Below are 20,697 nucleotides of genomic sequence, written 5' to 3'. Positions count from 1 at the left end.
CGTATCCTCCTCATTTTATATCATTAAAGAATCATACCGCCGCCCACGTTGATTACTTCGCCTGTAATGTAGTTTGCCTCGTCAGAAGCCAGGAAAGCAACCATATTGGCTACGTCCGCAGGGCTGCCGGCCCTTCCCATAGGTATCTTGCTTATCATGGTATCCCACACCTTTTCAGGTACGCCGCGGGTCATGTCCGTGTCGATAAAACCAGGGCAGATGGCATTGCAGGTGACGCCCTTTCTTGCCAGCTCGCGGCATGCTGTCTTGGTGAGGCCCACCACGCCGGCTTTGGAGGCGGCATAATTGGCCTGTCCGATATTCCCCAGCCAGCTGGCGGAGGAGATGTTGATGATGGCGCCGCTTCCCTTTTCCCTCATAATCTGGGCAGCATACTGGACGCAGTAGAATGTGCCGGTCAGGTTAACCGCAATGACCTGATCCCACTGCTCCACAGTCATCTTGTGCAGCATGGCGTCGCGGTTGATTCCGGCGTTGTTGACAATAACATCCAATGTGCCGAAAGACTCCACGGTAAAGTCCATCATTGCCTTTACCTCGTCCTGCTTGGCGATATTGACGGCAAAGGCCTTGGCTGTGCCGCCGGAAGCGTTGATTTCCTCAGCAGTTGCAGAGGCTGTTTCCATTGACATGTCGGCTACGATGACCTTGGCGCCTTCTGCTGCCAGTTTTAAGGCAATCCCTTTGCCGAGGCCGCGGCCGGCACCTGTTACAATTGCGGTTTTGTTTTCGAGTCTCATGATTAATCCTCCTTAATGTGAATATGTTATTGGAACTGTTCAGGACGGAGTCTCATCCTGACCGTCCCGAACTGCTGCGTATTAATTAGAAAATATATACTTTCTAAGTCCGAAGGGAGCACCCTCCATGAAAATGGCTGTATCCATCTCCTTCAGATCAGGGCTGATCAGGGGAGTGAATTCCATCAGGTCCAGGACCTGGGTCTGGATATCAATTCCGGGGGCGATTTCGGTCAGGGTCAGTCCCTCCGGACGAAGCTCAAATACGGCCCGTTCCGTTACATAGTGCATTTTCTGGCCCTTTTCTCTGGCGATTCTGCCGTTATAGGAAACCTGCTTAATCCGGCTGACAAATTTAATTAAAGAACCCTCCTGGTTGATATGAAGCCTTCCTCCTTCAAAGGAGCAGTCCAGTCCTTTGGCGGTAAAAGAGGAGCAGAAGACCACGTGCTTGGCATTGGTGGTAATATCAATAAAACCGCCTGCTCCCGTGGGCTTTGGCCCTAAACGGGTGGCATTGACATTTCCCTCGGCGTCCACCTCGCCTGCACCCATGTAGGTGACATCCACACCGGGTCCGTTATAATAGTCAAACTGGTCGTCGTGCCGGACCAGGGCAAACTGGTTCCTGGCAATTCCAAAGTCGATACCGCCCATGGGAATGCCACCGTAGATACCGGATTCCACGGTTATGGTCACATCCTCCGACATCCCCTCCTCTGTGATAATGGGGCCGACGACATCATTGGGAATCCCGGTTCCCACATTCAGCACATCGTCGGGCGCCAGCTCCATCAATGCCCTGCGCCCGATAACCTTGCGCAGCGAGATGGGGAGGACGTCGTCGGATGATACAGGCGCCTTGGTATCTCCGCAGTAGGCAGGGTCCATATAGAAACTGTGGGTCTGCCTGTGGTCCTCTTCGGGATTGGGACAGATGACAACCGCATCAATGAATACCCCTGGCACAATCACGCGTTTGCAGTGGAGGGAACCGGCCCTGACTTTATACTTTGCCTGGGCCAGCACCTTTCCGCCGAATTTTTTGCATGCCATGACGGCGGAGAACACTTCCAGCTGCATGGCCTCCTCGTCTGTGGTCAGATTGCCGTATTCATCCACATAGGTTCCCCGGATGATGCAGTAATCCAGAGGGATGGGTTTATAGCGCATATATTCCTCGCCGCCGATGGTAACCACCTCATTGATATCGGGAGCGCTCATGGTGATTTCGTTCATTTTGCCTCCGTCAATCCTGGGGTCGATGAAGGTGCCCAGGCCCACCTTGGTGATTTTTCCGGGCTCGCCTCCGGCCATGCTGCGGTATAACTGGGCAAACTGGCCCTGGGGAATGCAGTAGGCCAGAATCTTGTTGTCGGCAATCAGCTGCATCATTCTGGGCTGCAGTCCCCAGTGGCCCCCGATGATTCTGGAGAGCATGGTCTCATGGGCAAAATGCTGGATACCTCGGTCTCGGTCGCTCTGCCCGCAGGAATGGACCAGAGTCAGTCCTCTGGGACTTCCTGTCTCTAAAAAGCGCTGTTCAATGGCTTTGAGAATGGTTTCGGCTGCCGACACCAGGGTCATGCCGATGGTTGCCACGGTTGCGTTGTCGGCAATCATGGCAGCGGCTTCTTCGCCGGTGATAAAAACTGGTTTTCTCATTTTTGTGTAACCTCCTTACTGTTCTGGCTGCATGAAAAGTTTCCGTATGGCTGATTTATTTACTTTGTTATTGGGCGTGAGAGGGAGCTCGTTCAGGAAAAGAATGCGGGAAGGAATCATGTATTTGGCAATCCTGCATTTCAGCAAATCCTGTATCTGCTGTTCCGTCAGAATGCTTTCAGGAGACAGCTTCACCGCGGCCACAGGCACTTCGCCGTAGATATCGTGGGGAATCCCCACCACAGCCGCCTCATCAATCCCGTCCAGCCTGTACAGCTCATTTTCAACATCAAAGCTCCATATTTTTTCTCCGCCCCGGTTTATCATGTCCTTTTTCCGGTCCACGATAAACAGATACCCCTCCCCGTTAAAATATCCCAGATCTCCGGTACGGAGCCAGCCGTCTCCGTCCAGCTCCCCGGTTCCCTTTTGATAATACCGGTCCAGGAGAACTGTCCCCCTGACTGCGATTTCCCCTACCTGGCCTGTCTGCATCTGTGAACCTGAGTCATCCAGTATACAAAAGCAGGTGCCGGGAATGGGAAGGCCCGAGGAACCAATGTAACTGCTGGTGGAAGCATCGCCCGGAAAGATGGTGGCAGGCGAACATGTCTCGGTCAGCCCGTATACAGTGTGAAATACGGCGCAGGGCAGCCAGCGGTGGATTTCTGTCAGCTTTTCCTTTGACATGTTGCTGCTTCCGCAGGCCAGAAGCCTCAGACTGGGCAGGGAAGGAAAACTGTCCTTCTCCCTCAGCAGCAGGGAAAATACGGCCGGTGCGGCGTGGAGAAATGTGATTTCCTTGTCGTTTACATCCCTGAGAACCCGTTTGGCATCAAAGAACTTGTGCAGGTAAACGGTTCCGCCTGCATACAGGGTCAGTCCCAGAAGCGCCACCAGCCCGGTTACCAGGTATATGGGAATGGGAATAAGGGTGGTGTCCCGGTCCGTTATCTGGAAAATTCTCTGGTAGGAGACAATGGCGTGCATGATGCTGTAATTTTTGATAATGACTCCCTTGCTCTGGGAGGTGGTGCCGGATGTGAACATGATGAGCGCGTCATCCTCCTCCCTGCCAAGGGAGGGAACGGGGCTGAGATAGGAGGCGCACAGGTGGGAAAAACCAAATCCGTCCTGACTCCGTCCGGGCTTCATCAGATGGACGCCGGAGGTTTCCAGCGGTACGAACCAGTCATAAAATTTTTCATCACACAGGATGTACTGGAGATCGGCCTTTGCTGTCAGTGAAAGCACTTCGTTCCGGCTGTATTTGCTGGGGAGCGGTATTACCACGGCTCCCAGTTTTGTAAGAGCCAGGAAGGTCACGCAGAATTCAACGCTGTTGAACATCATGATGCCTGTCTTGGTTCCCGGCTTGATATCCGATATGTAATATAGGTAAGAAGAAAAATGGTCGGCCATGTCCCTTAGTTCTGTATAGGTATAAGTAGCGCCGCTGTCATCCACAACTGCTGTCTTGTCCGGATGGCGTGCGGCAGATAAGGATAAGGCGTCGTATAAATTGGCAGGAAGATTGGGATAGGTCAAATAAGTCTTACCGGAAAAGGTCTTTTCTATCATATCTGAAGTATAAGAGCGATTCCAAAGAGTTGTTCCGTTAATCATAATTAATACCCCCGTGTATTAGAGAAACCGATTTCGTTCTTTAAGGCTAATAGTAAACGAAAATGATTCAATAGTCAATAACAAAAATATGTTTATTTTTGGCATTCTATTATAATAGAGACAATGTGATATAAAAATATGTAAAAAATATTATGCATATTGTACATTTGGTGAAGAGGCGAGCCAGATTTAAAACGGGTAAAATCTGACCATATGCACAATAACATTGATAAAAAATAAACAATTTTTGAAAAATAGACAATATATACACTGAAAATTTGTCAAAAAAGTAAAAAAGCATTAAAACAAGAGGAAAACCAGAATAAACTTATTGATTTTAACGAAACCGTGTGCTATGCTTGGAACAACGTAACGAAACTGTTTTCTAAAAAGAACGAAATATTACGAAACTGATTCGCTAATTACGATTGGCGGACACAAACTGTATGATGCAAAAGGAGGGGATTGAATCGTTGAGATACAGGGAAAGAAAGGGGGAAGATGGAAGATAATGATACTTGATTTAGAAGGACGCCGGGCGGTTGTCACAGGAGGCAGCCGTGGACTGGGATATGGAATTGCCCAGGCGCTGCACGATTCAGGTGCAGAGGTAATCATAACCGGCAGGACCGGGAAGGTGTGGGAAGCTGCCGCAGAAATAGGAAGCAGCGGACCTCCGGCTTATGGAGTGACAGGAGATTTAAGCAGGCAGCAGCAGCGGGAAACGGTCTGTGAGCAGATTTTGGAGATTTACAATGGACGTGTTGATATCCTGGTTAATGCGGCCGGAACATTAAACAGATGTGCCGCTTTTGAGGTGACGCAGGAGGATTGGAATGAAGTGGTGGAGCTTAATCTGAACGCTGTGTTCTTCATGTCTCAGAGAATTGGAAGGTCTATGGCGGCCCGCCGTTACGGAAAGATTATCAACATAGCATCCATGGATTCCTTTTTTGGCAGTGTTCTGGTTCCGGCCTACAGTGCCAGCAAAGGCGGGGTTGCCCAGCTGACAAAAGCATTATCAAATGAGTGGGCGGCAGAAGGAATCAATGTCAATGCCATTGCCCCTGGATACATGGCCACGGAGCTGACAGATACCATGAAGGTAAAGAATCCTGCCCAATACGAGGAAACCACCCGCAGGATACCCATGGGAAGATGGGGGACTGCGGAGGATCTTAAGGGGCTGGCAGTGTTTTTGGCTTCCGATGCCTCTGCTTATATATCCGGGGCAGTTATACCGGTAGACGGAGGTTTTTTGGGAAGGTAGAAACGGGTGGAAACGTGTTCGTGAACACGGAGCTGTTATCAAATTAGTTGGGAGGTAGTAACATGAATATATTTTTGCAGGCGGCTGCCAATGGGATTATGGTGGGCGGAATTTATGCACTGATAGGTATGAGCCTGACGCTGATTTTCGGAGTTATGAAGATTATCAATTTTTGCCAGGGCGAGCTGCTGATGCTGGGTATGTACATATCCTTTGTTCTGTTTGACCAATGCGGTCTTGACCCCTTTGTGGCAATCCCCATTGTGGCGGTGGTGATGTTCGCCTTTGGGGCGCTTTTGCAGTCAACGCTGATTACGCGGTCCCTGCACGGCAATGACGATACCAATGTGCTGTTTTTAACGGTTGGACTGGGAATTCTGTTCCAGAATGTAGCGCTTCTTTATTTTAAATCGGATTACAGAACGGCCCAGAGTATGTTTTCCGAGAAAATCGTGCAGCTGGGAGCCATAAACTTAAGCCTTCCCAAGGTGCTGAGCTTTGTGATTCTTCTGGCGGTAACCATCCTTTTGTTTGCTTTCTTAAAGTATACCAATATAGGAAAGCAGATTCGCGCCACTTCCCAGAACAGTACCGGAGCCCAGGTCTGCGGTATCAAAACAAAGCTGGTCTATGCCACTACATACGGTCTGGGAGCTGCCATTGCCGGAATCACCGGAGCCTGTCTGATGTCCTTTTATTATGTATTCCCTACGGTTGGCGCCGTGTATGGGACGAGGTCCTTCATTGTGGTAACCATGGGAGGACTGGGAAGTGTTATCGGAGCCTTTGTCAGCGGCATTGTATTGGGACTTATGGAAACCGTGGGAGCCGTGGTTGTGGGTTCCTCCTTTAAGGATACCATCGTGTTCCTGGCATTTATATTGATTCTGGTAGTGAAACAGACAGTGAAAACAAGACGGGGGTAGATAGCAATGAAGAAAAAAATAGGTTCCAGACAGATTTTATTATTGATTTTACTTCTAATCGCAGCTGTGATACCCGTATTTGTCCGTACACCGTACCTGCTGTCGATTTGCGTGATGACATTTTACATGGCCAGCGCGTCCCTGGCCTGGAGTATCCTGGGCGGGCTGACAGGCCAGATTTCCCTGGGACATGCCTCCTTTATGGGGCTGGGCGCATATATGTCCACTCTTTTGCTGGTTAAGCTGAATGTATCGCCGTGGATCAGCATTCCTCTGGTGTTTCTGTTTGTGGGAGCGTTAACCGCATTGCTGCTGTCGCCCTGTTTCGTGCTGAGGGGGCCGTATTTTTCACTGGTTACCATTGCGTTTGGAGAGGCGTTCCGCAATCTGATGACCAACTGGGATTTTGCCGGCAAGGGGCAGGGGCTTTTGCTTCCCTTTGGCGATAATTCCCTGGCTCTGCTGCGATTTAAGAGTAAAGTGCCCTATTTTTATCTGTCCCTTCTTATGGTAATAGCGGTATATCTGATTGTGCGCGCAATTGACCGTTCCAAGTTTGGATATGCCTTAAAGACAGTGAGGGAGGATGAGGACACAGCCAATGCAATCGGAATCAATCCTCTCAAATATAAGGTGCTGGCCACCTTTGTCAGCTGCGGCCTGATTGCTGTATGCGGTGTGTTCTATGCAAATTATATCCGTTTCATTAACCCGGATATCATGATTCAGGCACAGTCCGTGGAATTCGTTCTTCCGGCTGTAATCGGAGGAATCGGAAGCGTGACAGGCCCCCTGATTGGAGCTATTATTCTTACACCGTTAGCTCAGTATCTCAACTCTACCCTGAGCAGTATAGCGCCCGGAGCCAATCTGCTGGTTTACGCCATCATTCTGATTGTGGTTATCCTGTTCCAGCCAAGAGGTATTATGGGCTGGTATAACGGCAGCAAATTCAAGGTAAAGGTCAATGATATGTTTGACAGGATGGACGGTAAAAAGTAAATCAGGAGAGGAGGGGTTTTAAGTGGGCAACATATTGGAAATAAAGGATTTGAGTAAGAATTTCAAAGGACTGAAGGCTGTGGACAGTGTCAGCTTTGCTGTGGAGGAGGGCGGCATTACCGGGCTCATCGGTTCCAACGGAGCCGGAAAGACAACGGTATTCAATATGATAAGCGGCGTGTTCCCGCCTACGGCCGGCCATATTATCTATAAAAACAAAGAAATTACCGGCATGAAGCCATATCACTATACGTCCATGGGAATTGCCAGGACATTCCAGATCATGAAGCCTCTGGCTTCCATGTCTGTATTGGATAATGTTGCTTCGGGTGCTCTATATGGAAGAAAAAAATATAAATCAGTAAAAGAGGCAAAGGAATACGCAGAGGAAATCCTGCATTTTACCGGATTGTACGAGCGGAAGGACTGGCTGCCGGGAGAAATGGGCACTCCCTTTAAGAAGCGCCTGGAGCTGGCCAGGGCCCTGGCCACGGATCCTGATATGCTGCTTTTGGATGAGGTTATGGCTGGCTTAAATCCCACGGAGACAGATGAGGCGGTGGAGCTGATTCGTAAAATCAATGAGAACGGGACCACCATACTGCTGATTGAGCATGTAATGAGAGCAGTGGCCAATCTCTGCCAGAAAGTGGTTGTTATGCATCATGGTGAGAAAATAACAGAGGGAACGCCGGAGATGGTAATGAATGACCCCTATGTCATCGAGATTTATCTTGGTAAGGAGGAGCATTGATATGGCAGACAGGTATTTTGAGGTAAATAAAATCAATGTCCGGTACGGGGACATTCAGGTGCTTTGGGATATTGAATTTACGGCGGATAAAGGGGAAATCGTAGCCCTGGTGGGAAGCAACGGGGCGGGCAAGAGCACCACGGTTAAGACCTGCGCCGGCCTGATCAGGCCGTTTCAGGGAAATATCCGTTTGGACGGACATGATCTTACCGGAGCGGCTTGCAGAACCTTTATTGACCACGGGGTTATCCTGGTTCCGGAGGGCAGGCAGCTGTTTCCTTCCATGACAATCTATGAGAATCTGGAGATGGGAGCCAGCAGCAAGGCGGCGAAAGCGGCTAAGAAGGACACCATTGAACGGATCTATAACTGGTTTCCTAAGCTGAAGGACAGAAAGAACCAGCTGGCAGGCACCTTAAGCGGAGGCGAACAGCAGATGCTTGCCTTTTCCAGAGGCATGATGGGACTTCCGAAGCTTCTTATTATGGATGAACCTTCCCTGGGACTGGCCCCCAACATCGTGGACAACATATTTTCCATTGCCAAAGAGGTGGCGCAGGAATCCGGGCTTACCATTATCCTGGTGGAACAGGATGTGAGGAAGGCGCTGAGGATTGCCAACAGGGGATACGTGATTGAAAACGGCCAGATTACCGTATCGGGCACAGCCGAAGAGCTTTTGAACAACGATGAGGTGAAAAAGGCGTATCTGGGATTTTAGAGCGCGGTTGGCAGCTGTGTTCCTGCTGCTGCGGAAACAAACTAAAAATGAAAGATGGCCCGTATATGGGTTAATCAAATAAAAGGAGGAGAAATACATGAGGAAACAATTGGTGGCATTGACATTAAGCGCGGCTATGGCAGCGGGTATGCTGTCCGGATGCGGGGGATATGGTTCTGGTTCAGGAGGACAGAAGGATGCGGCAGAGGCAGCAGGAACGGCAGCGGGGGCGGCGGCCACGACCGCGGCCGCAGGCAGTGACGGGACGGCGGAGCCGGCAAAGGCGTCCACCGCAGATGGGGAGCCCATACTGATTGGCGCGCTTTATCCCATGACGGGAGCGCTGGCTGATTCGGGCCAGAACATGAAGGACGGTATTGACTTGGCAGTGGAGGAAATCAACGCGGCAGGAGGAATAAGCGGCCGGCCTATCCAGATTGTATACGGTGATACCCAGGGGGCCAATGCCACGGGCATGACTGAGATGGAACGTTTGATTACACAGGATAAGGTGATGGCGGTAATGGGCGCATATCAGAGCGGTGTTACCGAGGTGGTGTCCCAGGTGGCGGAAAACTACCAGGTGCCCATGATAACAGCCAATGCCACGTCGGATTCCCTTACATCTCACGGATATGAGTATTTCTTCCGCCTGGCTCCCACCAATATGATGTTTATACGTGATATGGAGCAGTATCTTCTGGATTTGTCGGCCAAGGATCCGGCAGATGATATCGACGTCAAGAGTGTTGCGGTCTGCGCGGACAATACTGAATTAGGACAGCAGACAGCCACCTGGGCAAAATACTTTGCAGAAGAGAACGGCCTGGAATTTAAGGGAGAGGTTCTTTACTCCCAGGGCGCGGCGGATTTGACCAGCGAGGTGCTGCAGTTAAAGTCCCTGAATCCGGACGCCCTTATTGTTGACAATTATGTATCGGACGCGATTCTCCTTACAAAGACCATGAACGAGCAGGGGTACAAGCCCAATATCATGATTGCCAAGGCAAACGGTTATACGGAATCCTCTTATCTTCCGTCTGTGGGAGGCCTTGCAAACGGAATCCTTACAGCCACGGAATTCCTGCCGGGGGACAAGGGAACCAAGGTTTCGGACGCGTTTAAGGCAAAGTACGGCGTTGATATGAACGGGCATTCCGCGGAGGCGTACACGGTAGTCTGGATTTTCAGGACAGCTCTTCAGAATCTTGCAGACGCAGGCAAGGAGATTACCTCTGAAGCATTAAAGGATGAGCTGAGTACTCTGGAGATTAAAGATGCCTTCCCGGGAGGCGAGGAGATTATTCTTCCTTATGACACTATCAAGTTCTCCGAGTCTGAATTTAACGGTATTCCTTATAAGAATACCAATATGGACGGCAAGCTGACAATCGCTCAGTTCCAGGATGGTTCGCTTGTTACTGTATGGCCGTTTGATATTGCAAAACACGATACCATTTATCCGGCGCCGTTCAATTAAGGATGACGGGCGAAAGGGGGGAACAGCTGGGGGCTGCTCCTCCTTTTTCGTTTCTCGCAATACCGATTGCATTACATTTTTACTTATATTATAATAATAGCAAGACGCTTATTGGGATAGGTGGATCACAGCCATGTTATTTCAAAGCAGATAAGGAAGTAAGAGAATGAGTATCCAGAAAAAAGATAAGTATACCATTTCCGACGTGGCCCAGATGCTGGGGGTATCGCGTTCCACTATTTCCAGAGCCATGAATAACTCGCCGGGAGTCGGGGAGGAGCTGCGCAAAAAGGTGCTGGATTTTGTGGAGGAGATAGGGTATCAGCCAAATACAATAGCCAGAAGTCTGAGCAAGGGCAGACAAAGCATCATTGCGCTGATTGTCAGCGACATCCGCAATCCGTTTTATGCGGATCTTACCTTTTACATCCAGAAGATTCTTCACAACAATGGATATATGCTGATGGTCCTGAACAGTGAATACGATATCAGGCGGGAAAAAGAGTTCATTCATATGGCTATCCAATTTAATTTTTCAGGTGTATTTTTGCTTACTGCCCAATCAGAGGAGATTGAAAAGGAATTAGATGATATTGAGATTCCGGTTGTGCTGGTAAACAGGATCCTGGGGTCCTATGAAGGGGATTCGGTGCTGTCGGACAATTTCAAGGCCGGTTATATTGCGGCCATGCATCTCATTGAGCTGGGGTATCCGGAGATTGCCTTTGTGAAGGGGCCGGATGTTTCGTCCGCATCGGAGCAGCGGTTCAGGGGATACAGGCAGGCACTGGAAAATTACCGTCTCCCCTTTAAGGAACAAAATGTATTCAAGGGTGATTTGAAGCTGGACACGGGAAGTGAACTGGCAAAGATTTATATATCGGATTTGAAGAACCGTCCAAAGGGAATCGTGATTTCCAACGATATGATGGCCATTGGGTTTGTTGAGCACTGCCGGGAGTCCGGAGTCAAGATTCCGGAACAGATTTCCGTGGTGAGTTTCGACAATATTGTTTTTTCATCACTCTATGACATCAGCTTGACAACGGTGAGCCAGCATGTCAGGGAGATGAGCGAGCATGCCGCCAGACTGATGTTAAAACAGCTGAAAAACCCACAGGAAAAGCCGGAACGGGTGATACTTGACCCCACATTGATTGTGCGCAGAACCACATGTCCGTATGTTCCTGAACAGGATGGGGAATAGGCGGCCGGCTGCTGGGCCGGAGAAGGACCGGATGTGCCGGCGGTGCCGGACTGTCTGGTGCCTGGCCGGTCTGCTGCAGAAAAATGAACATAAAAACAGGAATCTCCATACTGGAAATTCCTGTTTTCTGCCTGCAGAAGATGGGAGTCGAACCCACAAGGTATTACTACCACACGGACCTGAACCGTGCGCGTCTGCCAATTCCGCCACTTCTGCATTTTGTTTTGTTCTGCTGCTTTGTTCAAGCAACGAAGGTTATTATAAATGAGCAGCAGCGATTTGTCAATATTATTTTTTAAATTTTTTATCGAATTTGATTTTTGAAAAAAATTAAAAAAATTTGTCAAAAATGGTTGCCAAGTCGAAAAATCTATGCTATACTACCATTCGTGTTGCGGGAGTGCTGGAATTGGCAGACAGGCAAGACTAAGGATCTTGTGGGTGTATGCTCGTGTGGGTTCAAGTCCCATCTCCCGCATTTTAGAAAAAGGAATCCTTCCAGGCAGGGTTCCTTTTTTTGTTTCTCATAGACTTTCGCTTGTTCCACGCTTGTTCTGTAATTTCCTCATATCGTTGCACAAATATCCTCAACCTGCTATAATTTATACAATATGTTATATTTTTTTCGTCATTTTCATTTGAGAACGGTTTCTGTGACCAGAACCGGAATGAGGGGGATTTTCATGGATTTAAATACAATACTTGAATTAAAGGGCGCAGGGGTGGATATAGATGGCGCCTTACGGCGTTTCAGCGGCAATTCCGCACTGTACGAGAAGTTTCTGAAGAAGTTTCTGACAGACAGTACTTTTTCCCAGATCACAAAGGCCTTTGAGGGAGAGAACCGGGAGGATGCCCTGATGGCAACCCATACCTTTAAGGGTGTTACGGCCAATCTGGGTATGGATAAGCTGTTTAACATATCCTCTTTTATGGTGGACCATATCAGGGCAGACCGTTTTGATGAAGCTGCCGAAGCATATCCGGAGCTGGAAGAGGCTTACAAGGAGATATGCAGAATACTTGCAAATGACTAGCGGCAGCTTGTGTCTTACGGCTGCGGAGAGGAAGTGACGATATGCGTCAGCGGGATACCATACTGATTGTAGACGATATGGAAATAAACCGCGTGATTCTGGATGGACTGTTCCAGGAGGAATACCATCTGCTGGAGGCTGAGAATGGGGAGCAGGCCCTGCTTCTGCTGCGGCAGTATCACGAGAATATAGCCATCATGCTGCTGGATGTGGTGATGCCCGTGATGGATGGATACAAGGTGCTGCAGGAGATGGGTGCCAACGGGCTTCTGGACGAGGTTCCTGTGGTGGTAATCACGGCTGATAACTCCCTGGAAGGGGAGCTGAGGGCCTTTGACCTGGGGGCGTCCGACATCATAGTCAAGCCCTTTGAGCCCCATGTGGTCAAGCGGCGGGTACATAATATCATAGAGCTTTATCTTCATAAACATAATCTGGAGGACATGGTAGAGCAGCAGGCGCAGAAGCTGAGGGAGTCCAACGATGTGCTGGTGGACGCCCTTTCATCTGTCATTGAATACAGGAGTCTGGAGTCGGGGCAGCATATCAAGCGCATCCGTCTGCTGACCCAGGTGCTTTTGGAGGAGGTGTGCAGGAATTGTCCTGAATACGGGCTGGATAAGAAAAAGATTGAAGTCATTGCCTCGGCCTCGGCCCTTCACGATATCGGCAAGATTGCCATTGAGGATAAGATACTTAATAAACCGGGCCGCCTCACTGCGGAAGAGTTTGAAATCATGAAGACCCATACACTCAGGGGATGCCAGATTCTGGAGGGCCTGGAACGCATGAGCGATAAGGGGTATCTTGAATACGCCTACAACATCTGCCGGTACCATCATGAGCGCTGGGACGGCAGGGGATATCCGGATGGGCTGTACGGAGATGCCATCCCTATCTGCGCCCAGGCCGTGTCCATTGTGGATGCATACGATGCCCTCACGTCGGACCGTGTTTATAAGAAGGCGATTCCCCATGAACAGGCCTTCAACATGATTCTGAACGGTGAATGCGGATGCTTTTCCTCCAGACTGCTGGACTGCTTTAAGAATGTGGAGCCGCAGCTGGCTGACCTGTGCAAACGGTACCGGGACGGCAATGTCCCTGCGCCTGCAAAACTTTCCCACCACGGCAGTGTCCTGGGGGTGGGGGACGGCAGCCTGAGCGCCCTGCAGCTGGAACAGATGAAGTATTTTGCCATGCTGCGGTATGTGGATACCACGGTGGCTGAGGTGGACTTTTCCACGGGCAGCTATCATGTGGTATACGCGCCGGACGAGCGGATTAAGAAGCTGTTTCAGGGAGAATGCCTGGAAGCCGTGGCGGAATGCTGCATAAATGATTTGGTGGTGCCGGAGGAACAGGACAATGTGCGGCGGATATGGAAAACAGAGATACCGCGTTTCTTTGAAGAGGGGATGCTGAAACAGAGCTGGAAGTACCGGCTGAAGGATGAGCACAGGTCTGAGGAGTGGTATGAGCTGACCCTTCTGCGGGTGGACATCGAACATCCCCGCCGCCGAAAGGCATTGCTGCTGTGGCGGCTCGTGGACAGAGCGCATCAGGAGGCGGATTTGGACGAAAACAGGCTCCGTGAGGACCGCCGGGTTCTTCACAACATATTGAAGGGAATCCTGCGCTGCCGCAATGACAGGTGGTTCACCATGATGGATGTTGACGACGGGTTCCTTGGATATACCAGGGAGGAGATAAAAGAGCGGTTCAACAACTGTTATATAAAAATGATACGCCCGGATGACAGGGAGCGGATGCGCAGGGAGCTGACAGAACAGATCAACCGGGGCGGGGAATATGAAGTGGAATACCGGGTGGAGGACCGCAGCGGCCGCAGCATCTGGATGCTGGACAAGGGGCGTCTGATGTATGATAACGAGGGCAGGGAATATTTTTACAGCGTAATCATAGACATAGACCAGACCAAACATGCCCAGGAGGAGCTGCGCCTGGGACTGGAACGGTATAAAATCGTTATGGAACAGACCAATGATATTTTCTTTGAATGGGACATCGGTTCTGACACAGTGGTATACTCCATCAACTGGAAGGCCAAGTTCGGATATGACCCCATCTCAGAGCAGGCATCGGTACGGATACCTAAGATATCCCATCTGTATCCGGAGGATATGGCGCCGTTCGGACATCTTATCGAAGAGATACGGGACGGAAGGCGGTATGGTGAGCTGGAGTTCAGGGTGTCTGATTCCAAGGGCCGCTATCAGTGGTGCAAGCTGAGGGCCACCACCCAGTTTGACGATCAGGAACAGCCCTGCAAGGCAGTGGGAATCGTTATTGACATAAATGATGAAAAGCTTGCTGCCCAGGAGTTAAAGGCACGGGCGGAGCGTGATACCCTGACCAGGCTGTACAACAAGGAATCAGCCAGGCAGAGAATCGAACACCTGCTGGTGAACCGGGAGGAAGGGGAAGGGGCTGCGCTGTTCGTCATTGATATTGACAATTTTAAGATGGTCAATGACCAGTACGGGCATATGTTTGGGGATGCGGTGCTCACAAAGATTGCCGGGCAGCTTTCCCGGCTGTTTCGCAGCAGCGATATTGTCTCCAGAATTGGAGGGGACGAGTTCATGGCCCTTTTGCAGGGAGTGGTCAATGAACAGCGGGTAAAGTCTGTGGCCGGCCGGCTCATCGAGTGCTTTGAGCGTGTGCTGGAGGAGCTGCCCAAGGACTGCTGTATTACATGCAGCATCGGAATTGCCGTATGCCCAAGGGATGGGGAGAACTTCCAGACTTTGTTCCGGCGGGCTGACGTGGCGCTGTACCAGGCCAAGGCCTGCGGAAAAAAACAGTACCAGATCTACGACCAGTCCATGGAGGACAAGGCGTTCGGCCAGGGAGCGGGGCGAAAGGCAACTGTGAATACCACCATTGAGTCGGAACAGAATGGGGACATGATGTTAAATGACCTGCTTCCAAGAGCCTTTAACATCCTGTCCAAGTCAGAGCAGATGGACAAGGCCGTTGAAAGTGTGCTGGAGCTTTTGGGGGAGCGTCTGCAGGTGAGCCGCGCCTATGTATTTGAGAATTCGGAGGATGGGACCTGCTACAGCAACACCTTTGAGTGGTGCGCCCGGGGAATCCGGTCCCAGAAGGATTTGCTGCAGGGATGTTCCTATGCGGAGTTCAGTACAGATTACCAGAGCTGCTTTAATGAGAGCGGGATTCTCTACTGCGATGATATAGGCCAGCTTCCCGGCGACATCCAAAGACGGCTGAAGCAAAGGGGCGTCAAGTCCATGCTCCAGTGCGCCATCAGGGATAACGGCGTGTTCAAGGGATGGGTGGGATTTGATGACTGTACCTCCCACTGCCTGTGGACCATAAGCCAGATCGAGGTTCTCTCCTTTGTGTCCGAGCTGCTGTCCCTGTTCCTCCTTAAGCAGAGGGCACAGGACAGCGCCGTGGATTTGGCAGAGGACTTAAGGACCATTCTGGACCACCAGAACTCATGGATTTATGTGGTGGACATGGAAAGTCATGAACTGCTGTTTATTAACGATAAGACCTACAGGCTTGCGCCGGATTCAAGGCTGGGCATGAGCTGTCATGAAGCGTTTTTTAAAAATGATAAGCCCTGCCAACGGTGTCCCATGAAGCAGGTGGAGGATAAGATAAACTACACCATGGAGGTCTATAATCCAGTCCTTAAGGTCTGGTCATCGGCCGACGCCTCCCGGATACACTGGGGCGGCAAGGATGCCTGCCTGCTGTGCTGCCATGATATCACATGCTATAAGAAGGCGGAAGAAAATAGTGCAAATCAATAAAACAGGTGAGCAGAATGTGGAATCTGGAATATTCTGACAGTAGAGACTTTTGTCAAGAAGGAGTTCCATATGAAACGTTGTGTACCGTTAGAGCCGGCGGCAGAGGAGGTCTGTCAGGCAAATTCCAAACCGCCCCTTATATTTGAACTGCCGCCTGCCGAGGGAAGGATGGTTCTGGAAAAGGCCCAGGATACGCCTGTGTACAAATATCCCGCCCGGGTCGGCAAGGTGCGGGTCAATACAGGAAGATGGGGGACCATTCCGGTATGGCTGGTGGATCCGGGGGTTTCCTGCCAGCCGGCCAATGTGATCTTTTATATCCACGGCGCAGGCTGGGTGTTCGGAAGCTTCCACACCCATGAAAAGCTGGTGAGGGAGCTGGCTGCCAGGACTGGCTGCCTTTTGATATTCCCTGAGTACTCCCGTTCGCCTGAGGTGCGCTGCCCCACCGCCATTGAGCAGTGCTACAGCGTCATGTGTACGGCTCCCGACCTTGTGAAATCCATGGGATATGCCATGAATCCCGGAACCTTCACTGTGGCGGGGGACAGCGTAGGAGGCAATATGGCTGCGGCCATGACCCTTATGTCAAAGTACAGGAAGGGGCCCTTCATCCAGAAACAGCTGCTGTATTATCCGGTCACCAATGCCTGTTTTGATACCTGTTCCTACAATGAATTCGCAGCGGGATACTACCTGTACCGGGCAGGCATGCAGTGGTTCTGGAACCAGTATGCCCCCTGCCAGAAAGACAGGGCGCAGATTACGGTCTCTCCCCTCAGGGCGTCTGCGGAGCAGCTGAGGGGTCTGCCGGATGCCATGATACTGAACGGCGAGGCGGATGTGCTCAGGGATGAGGGGGAGGCCTATGCCGGGAAGCTGCGCGAAGCAGGGGTGGATGTGACGGCCCTGCGGTTCCAGGCCATAATCCATGATTTTGTTATGCTGAATTCCCTGGACGAGACAAGGGCCTGCCGGGCGGCCATGGATGTGTCAACGGAATGGATTAACCGGAAGAACCGGGAAAAACAGTAAGCCGGTAAAATGAAACAAAGGCGGAGACAGCGCACAGGTCTCTGCTTTTTCTTTTTTAGGAAGAATCTTGAAAATGAATGTGTTATATTTTATACTGTAAGACAGCAAATGGATGGTATGGAAAAAAATACATAAGAGGGGGGAACTGGATTATGATAAAGGTATTTCTTGTGGAGGATGAGATTGTCATGCGAAATGGCATCAAGAACAACATCCCATGGGAGAAGGAAGGGCTGGAATTCGCAGGGGAAGCCAGCGACGGAGAACTGGCATATCCGCTTATCAGGAAGGTGCAGCCGGACATCCTCATAACAGATATCCGCATGCCCTTCATGGACGGACTGGAACTCTCTGAACTGGTGAAGAAGGAATTTCCCAGAATCAAAATCATTATTCTCAGCGGGTATAATGAATTTGACTATGCCAAGCAGGCCATTCACATCGGAGTGACGGACTACCTTCTGAAGCCCATCACGGCTGCCAAGCTTCTGGAGGCAGTGAAGAAGGTGGCGGATGTGATTGAGAAGGAGCGGGAGGACGCCAGGCTTATGGATAAGTACCGCCTGGAGATGGCTGAGAACACGGTGCTGGAACGCCAGCGCCTTCTGCGGGACCTGGTGACGGGCCGGGTCAATTTTAAGGAAGCCCTGGAGAGGGGAGAACAGGTGGGGATGGATTTGTCCGCCTCCTTTTACCAGCTCATGCTGTTTAAGCTCATGCCTATGGGATCTGCCGTTGCCTATTCCGACCGGGTGGTATCCTGCCAGGAGGCGATTGAGGAACGGATGGAGGGCCGGCAGCACATTCTGGTTTTTGACCGCGGGGACGAGGGGTGGGCCTTCGTTCTCACGGGGGAGTCTGAGCAGGAGGTGGAACGCAGAATGAGCGAGTGTGCCGCCAGCCTGGGAAAGATGGCCGGAGCCTGTAAGGATATACAGTATTTCGGCGGAATCGGAAGCTGTGTGAACCGTCTGGGCGATTTGCAGACCTCCTATCTGCAGGCGGGGAGGGCGTTTGCCGCCAGATTTTTCACGGAGATGAACCGGATTATAAGCTACAGCCAGATGGACGGCATGGTCCACGGAACAGGGGAAACCATTGATATTAATTCAGTGGATGCGTCCAAGGTGAACAGAAAGACCCTGGAAAATTTTCTGAAACAGGGGACCGTGGGAGAGGCCTCCGGGTTTGTGGAGGAGTATTTCCAGAATGTGGGGGAAAAGAACTGCCAGTCTTTTATGTTCCGCCAGTACATTGTCATGGACTGCTATCTCTGTGTCAGCACATTTCTGGAACAGCTGGGACTGGACATGGGACGTCTCCCGCGGGAATTGTCGGATATGGAAAAGGTACTTAAGGACGGTTGTGCCCTGGACATGCTGAAGGAGAAGCTGGTGAGGCTTTTTGAGGAGGTCATGACCCTGAGGGACAGCCAGACAGCCAGCAAGTACAGTCAGGTTCTGGATGAGGCCAAGGCGTTTATCTATGATAATTACGCCAAGGAGGAGATTTCCCTGAACACGGTGGCTGCCAGGGTCAATATCAGTCCCAGCTATTTCAGCTCCATCTTCAGCCAGGAGATGGGAGTGACTTTTGTGGAGTTTCTGACAGGAGTGCGCATGGAAAAGGCAAAGGAGCTGCTGATGTGCTCTAATCTTAAGACCTCTGAAATCGGGTACGAGGTGGGATATAAGGATTCCCATTACTTCGGCTATCTGTTTAAGAAAACCGTTGGATGTACACCTAAGGAGTACAGGGCGGGAAGCAGGGAGGGGTCATGACGGGAAAATGGAGGACCGGGTCCGGCAAAAAAGGGCAGGACGGAGCAAATGAGAAGGAACAGGGCATTGGGAAGGATTGGGACACGAACCATATCCTGGATCGCCTGCCCCTGGAAAAGCGTCTGAACCTGATGACTTTTATCATCATCATTCCCCTGGCGGTGCTGGTTATCTATCTTATGGCCACGGTGGCCAAGTTCTGCAATGCCTACACCCAGAGTATCGCCAATATCACCCAGGCCAACAGTGTCACGGCCAACCTGCGGGAGGATGTGGACTACAGCATGTACCGCATTGTCATAGGAATGCGGACCTACCAGTCCATCCATGAGCTGATGGAGGAGGACCGGCCCTACGGATGGGAACAGATTAAGGACCCGCATCAGACCATAAGCGATGCCAGAAAGACATACCGCCAGCTGTTAAAGCGGACGCCGGAGGGGGCCAACCGGACCAGGATTAACTGGCTGCTCCACTGCCTGGACCAGCTGGAGCAGAGGGTGGACGAGATAGAGGACAACCTGCCCCACGGCATGTATGATAAAAACATGGAAATACTGGATTACGGCGTCCGTGTACTGACCGCTGATATTGAAAAGCAGGGCAGGGAGTATGTATACTATGAGACGCTCCATGTCCAGGAGATACAGAAGGAGCTGGAGAGCCAGGAGCACACAGCCATTGTGGTCAGCCTGACTCTGCTGGTGTCCATCCTGATTATCAGCCTTCTGCTCAGCCGCAGGATAACCAAGAGCGTCACTGTGCCCATACAGAAGCTCTGCAATGAGACGGAGAGGGTTGCAAAGGGGGATTTTACCTCCGGCCCCAAGATTGAGGCAGGGGATGAGCTGGCAATTCTTACGGGAAGCTTTGACCACATGAAGGAGGAAATCGGACGGCTGATTGAGGATATACGGCAGGAACAGAACCAGCGCCGCGTCATGGAGCTGCAGCTGCTCCAGGAGCAGATTAATCCCCATTTCCTCTACAACACCCTGGATACCATTGTGTGGCTGGCAGAGGGGGGACAGAACCGGGCTGTGGTGGACATGGTTACCTCCCTGTCCGAATTTTTCCGCACAACCCTCAGCGGCGGAAAGGATTTTATCACCATGCGGGAGGAAATCGGCCATATCAAAAGCTATCTCCAGATCCAGAAGATCCGGTACCAGGATATCATGGATTATGAGGTCACCCTTGAAAAATCCCTGGAGGAACGAAGAATCCTGAAGCTTACCCTCCAGCCCCTGGTGGAGAACGCCCTTTACCACGGAATCAAGAATAAAAGGGGCAGGGGACGCATCTGGGTCCGGGGATACGCAAAGGAGGACATGGCTGTGCTGGAGGTGGAGGACGACGGAGCCGGCATGACAGAAGAGGAGATGGAGGCCGTCAGGCGGAAGCTGAGAGGGGAAAAAGATTTGGCTTTCCAGGAGGGACCTGCTCCCAAGGGCGGTTTCGGGCTTTTCAATGTGGCGGAGCGCCTGCGCCTGAACTATGGTTCCCGGTGCAGCCTGGAGTTTAAGAGCGTCCTGGGGCTGGGCACAAGAGCTGTGGTGAATATTCCGCTGGAGTCCGGATATGACAGGGAAGGGGAGGATTGAAAAATATCCAACCATAATCGTA

General features: G+C 51.0%; 15 protein-coding genes and 2 tRNA genes. 13 read left to right on the top strand and 4 right to left on the bottom strand.

Annotated elements, in window-relative coordinates:
- Positions 1 to 23: 23 nt before the first annotated feature.
- The 3 genes from fabG to LI015_RS14785 all read right to left on the bottom strand — a co-directional run bounded on the left by fabG (position 24) and on the right by LI015_RS14785 (position 4,052).
- Positions 24 to 761 carry a 3-oxoacyl-ACP reductase FabG gene (fabG, locus tag LI015_RS14795; protein ID WP_002572240.1) on the bottom strand — a complete coding sequence of 246 codons (738 nt, stop codon included), beginning with the start codon at positions 759 to 761 and terminating at the stop codon, positions 24 to 26.
- An 81-nt stretch (positions 762 to 842) separates the two neighbouring features.
- Positions 843 to 2,426 (bottom strand): acyl CoA:acetate/3-ketoacid CoA transferase, encoded by a 1,584-nt coding sequence (locus LI015_RS14790; protein ID WP_002565198.1) that lies wholly within the window; start codon positions 2,424 to 2,426, stop codon positions 843 to 845.
- A gap of 15 nt (positions 2,427 to 2,441) precedes the next feature.
- The gene (locus LI015_RS14785) at positions 2,442 to 4,052 is read right to left on the bottom strand and encodes a class I adenylate-forming enzyme family protein (RefSeq protein ID WP_195632088.1); all 1,611 of its coding nucleotides are present in this window, start codon (positions 4,050 to 4,052) and stop codon (positions 2,442 to 2,444) included.
- 511 nt (positions 4,053 to 4,563) lie between these two features.
- Between LI015_RS14785 and LI015_RS14780 the strand changes: the two genes are divergently transcribed.
- From LI015_RS14780 to LI015_RS14750, 7 genes are all read left to right on the top strand, one after another.
- Positions 4,564 to 5,322, top strand: a complete 759-nt coding sequence (locus tag LI015_RS14780) for a glucose 1-dehydrogenase (RefSeq protein ID WP_227125511.1) — start codon at positions 4,564 to 4,566, stop codon at positions 5,320 to 5,322.
- A 62-nt stretch (positions 5,323 to 5,384) separates the two neighbouring features.
- On the top strand, positions 5,385 to 6,248 hold the full coding sequence (locus LI015_RS14775) for a branched-chain amino acid ABC transporter permease (RefSeq protein ID WP_002565195.1): 864 nt from the start codon (positions 5,385 to 5,387) through the stop codon (positions 6,246 to 6,248).
- A gap of 6 nt (positions 6,249 to 6,254) precedes the next feature.
- On the top strand, positions 6,255 to 7,250 hold the full coding sequence (locus LI015_RS14770; RefSeq protein ID WP_002565194.1) for a branched-chain amino acid ABC transporter permease: 996 nt from the start codon (positions 6,255 to 6,257) through the stop codon (positions 7,248 to 7,250).
- A 22-nt stretch (positions 7,251 to 7,272) separates the two neighbouring features.
- Positions 7,273 to 8,004 carry an ABC transporter ATP-binding protein gene (locus LI015_RS14765; RefSeq protein ID WP_002565193.1) on the top strand — a complete coding sequence of 244 codons (732 nt, stop codon included), beginning with the start codon at positions 7,273 to 7,275 and terminating at the stop codon, positions 8,002 to 8,004.
- A gap of 1 nt (position 8,005) precedes the next feature.
- The gene (locus LI015_RS14760; protein WP_227125509.1) at positions 8,006 to 8,725 is read left to right on the top strand and encodes an ABC transporter ATP-binding protein; all 720 of its coding nucleotides are present in this window, start codon (positions 8,006 to 8,008) and stop codon (positions 8,723 to 8,725) included.
- Between the two features lie 97 nt (positions 8,726 to 8,822).
- A complete protein-coding gene (locus LI015_RS14755; protein ID WP_002572244.1) occupies positions 8,823 to 10,205 on the top strand; it encodes an ABC transporter substrate-binding protein in 1,383 nt (460 codons plus the stop codon).
- A 166-nt stretch (positions 10,206 to 10,371) separates the two neighbouring features.
- Positions 10,372 to 11,412 carry a LacI family DNA-binding transcriptional regulator gene (locus LI015_RS14750; RefSeq protein WP_002565190.1) on the top strand — a complete coding sequence of 347 codons (1,041 nt, stop codon included), beginning with the start codon at positions 10,372 to 10,374 and terminating at the stop codon, positions 11,410 to 11,412.
- Positions 11,413 to 11,544: 132 nt separating this feature from the next.
- Here LI015_RS14750 and LI015_RS14745 read toward each other — a convergent pair.
- Positions 11,545 to 11,628, bottom strand: a tRNA-Leu gene (locus LI015_RS14745).
- Between the two features lie 178 nt (positions 11,629 to 11,806).
- Between LI015_RS14745 and LI015_RS14740 the strand changes: the two genes are divergently transcribed.
- The 6 genes from LI015_RS14740 to LI015_RS14715 all read left to right on the top strand — a co-directional run bounded on the left by LI015_RS14740 (position 11,807) and on the right by LI015_RS14715 (position 20,675).
- A tRNA-Leu gene (locus LI015_RS14740) sits at positions 11,807 to 11,890 on the top strand.
- Between the two features lie 205 nt (positions 11,891 to 12,095).
- Entirely contained in the window at positions 12,096 to 12,449 is a 354-nt protein-coding gene (locus LI015_RS14735; protein WP_002572246.1) for an Hpt domain-containing protein, read from the top strand.
- 41 nt (positions 12,450 to 12,490) lie between these two features.
- Positions 12,491 to 16,255 (top strand): sensor domain-containing diguanylate cyclase/phosphohydrolase, encoded by a 3,765-nt coding sequence (locus LI015_RS14730; RefSeq protein WP_227125507.1) that lies wholly within the window; start codon positions 12,491 to 12,493, stop codon positions 16,253 to 16,255.
- A gap of 69 nt (positions 16,256 to 16,324) precedes the next feature.
- Positions 16,325 to 17,290, top strand: coding sequence for an alpha/beta hydrolase (locus LI015_RS14725; RefSeq protein WP_227125497.1), 966 nt, complete (start codon positions 16,325 to 16,327; stop codon positions 17,288 to 17,290).
- A 152-nt stretch (positions 17,291 to 17,442) separates the two neighbouring features.
- On the top strand, positions 17,443 to 19,071 hold the full coding sequence (locus LI015_RS14720) for a response regulator transcription factor (RefSeq protein WP_002565186.1): 1,629 nt from the start codon (positions 17,443 to 17,445) through the stop codon (positions 19,069 to 19,071).
- Positions 19,068 to 20,675 carry a sensor histidine kinase gene (locus LI015_RS14715; protein ID WP_002565185.1) on the top strand — a complete coding sequence of 536 codons (1,608 nt, stop codon included), beginning with the start codon at positions 19,068 to 19,070 and terminating at the stop codon, positions 20,673 to 20,675. The genes LI015_RS14720 and LI015_RS14715 overlap by 4 nt, the downstream gene beginning before the upstream one ends.
- Positions 20,676 to 20,697 lie beyond the last annotated feature (22 nt).

The sequence above is a fragment of the Enterocloster sp. 210928-DFI.2.20 genome (genome assembly GCF_020554465.1).
Classification (GTDB): domain Bacteria; phylum Bacillota; class Clostridia; order Lachnospirales; family Lachnospiraceae; genus Enterocloster; species Enterocloster bolteae.
Note: the sequence above shows the minus strand (reverse complement) of the source record. Positions and strands in the feature narration are given on the sequence as shown.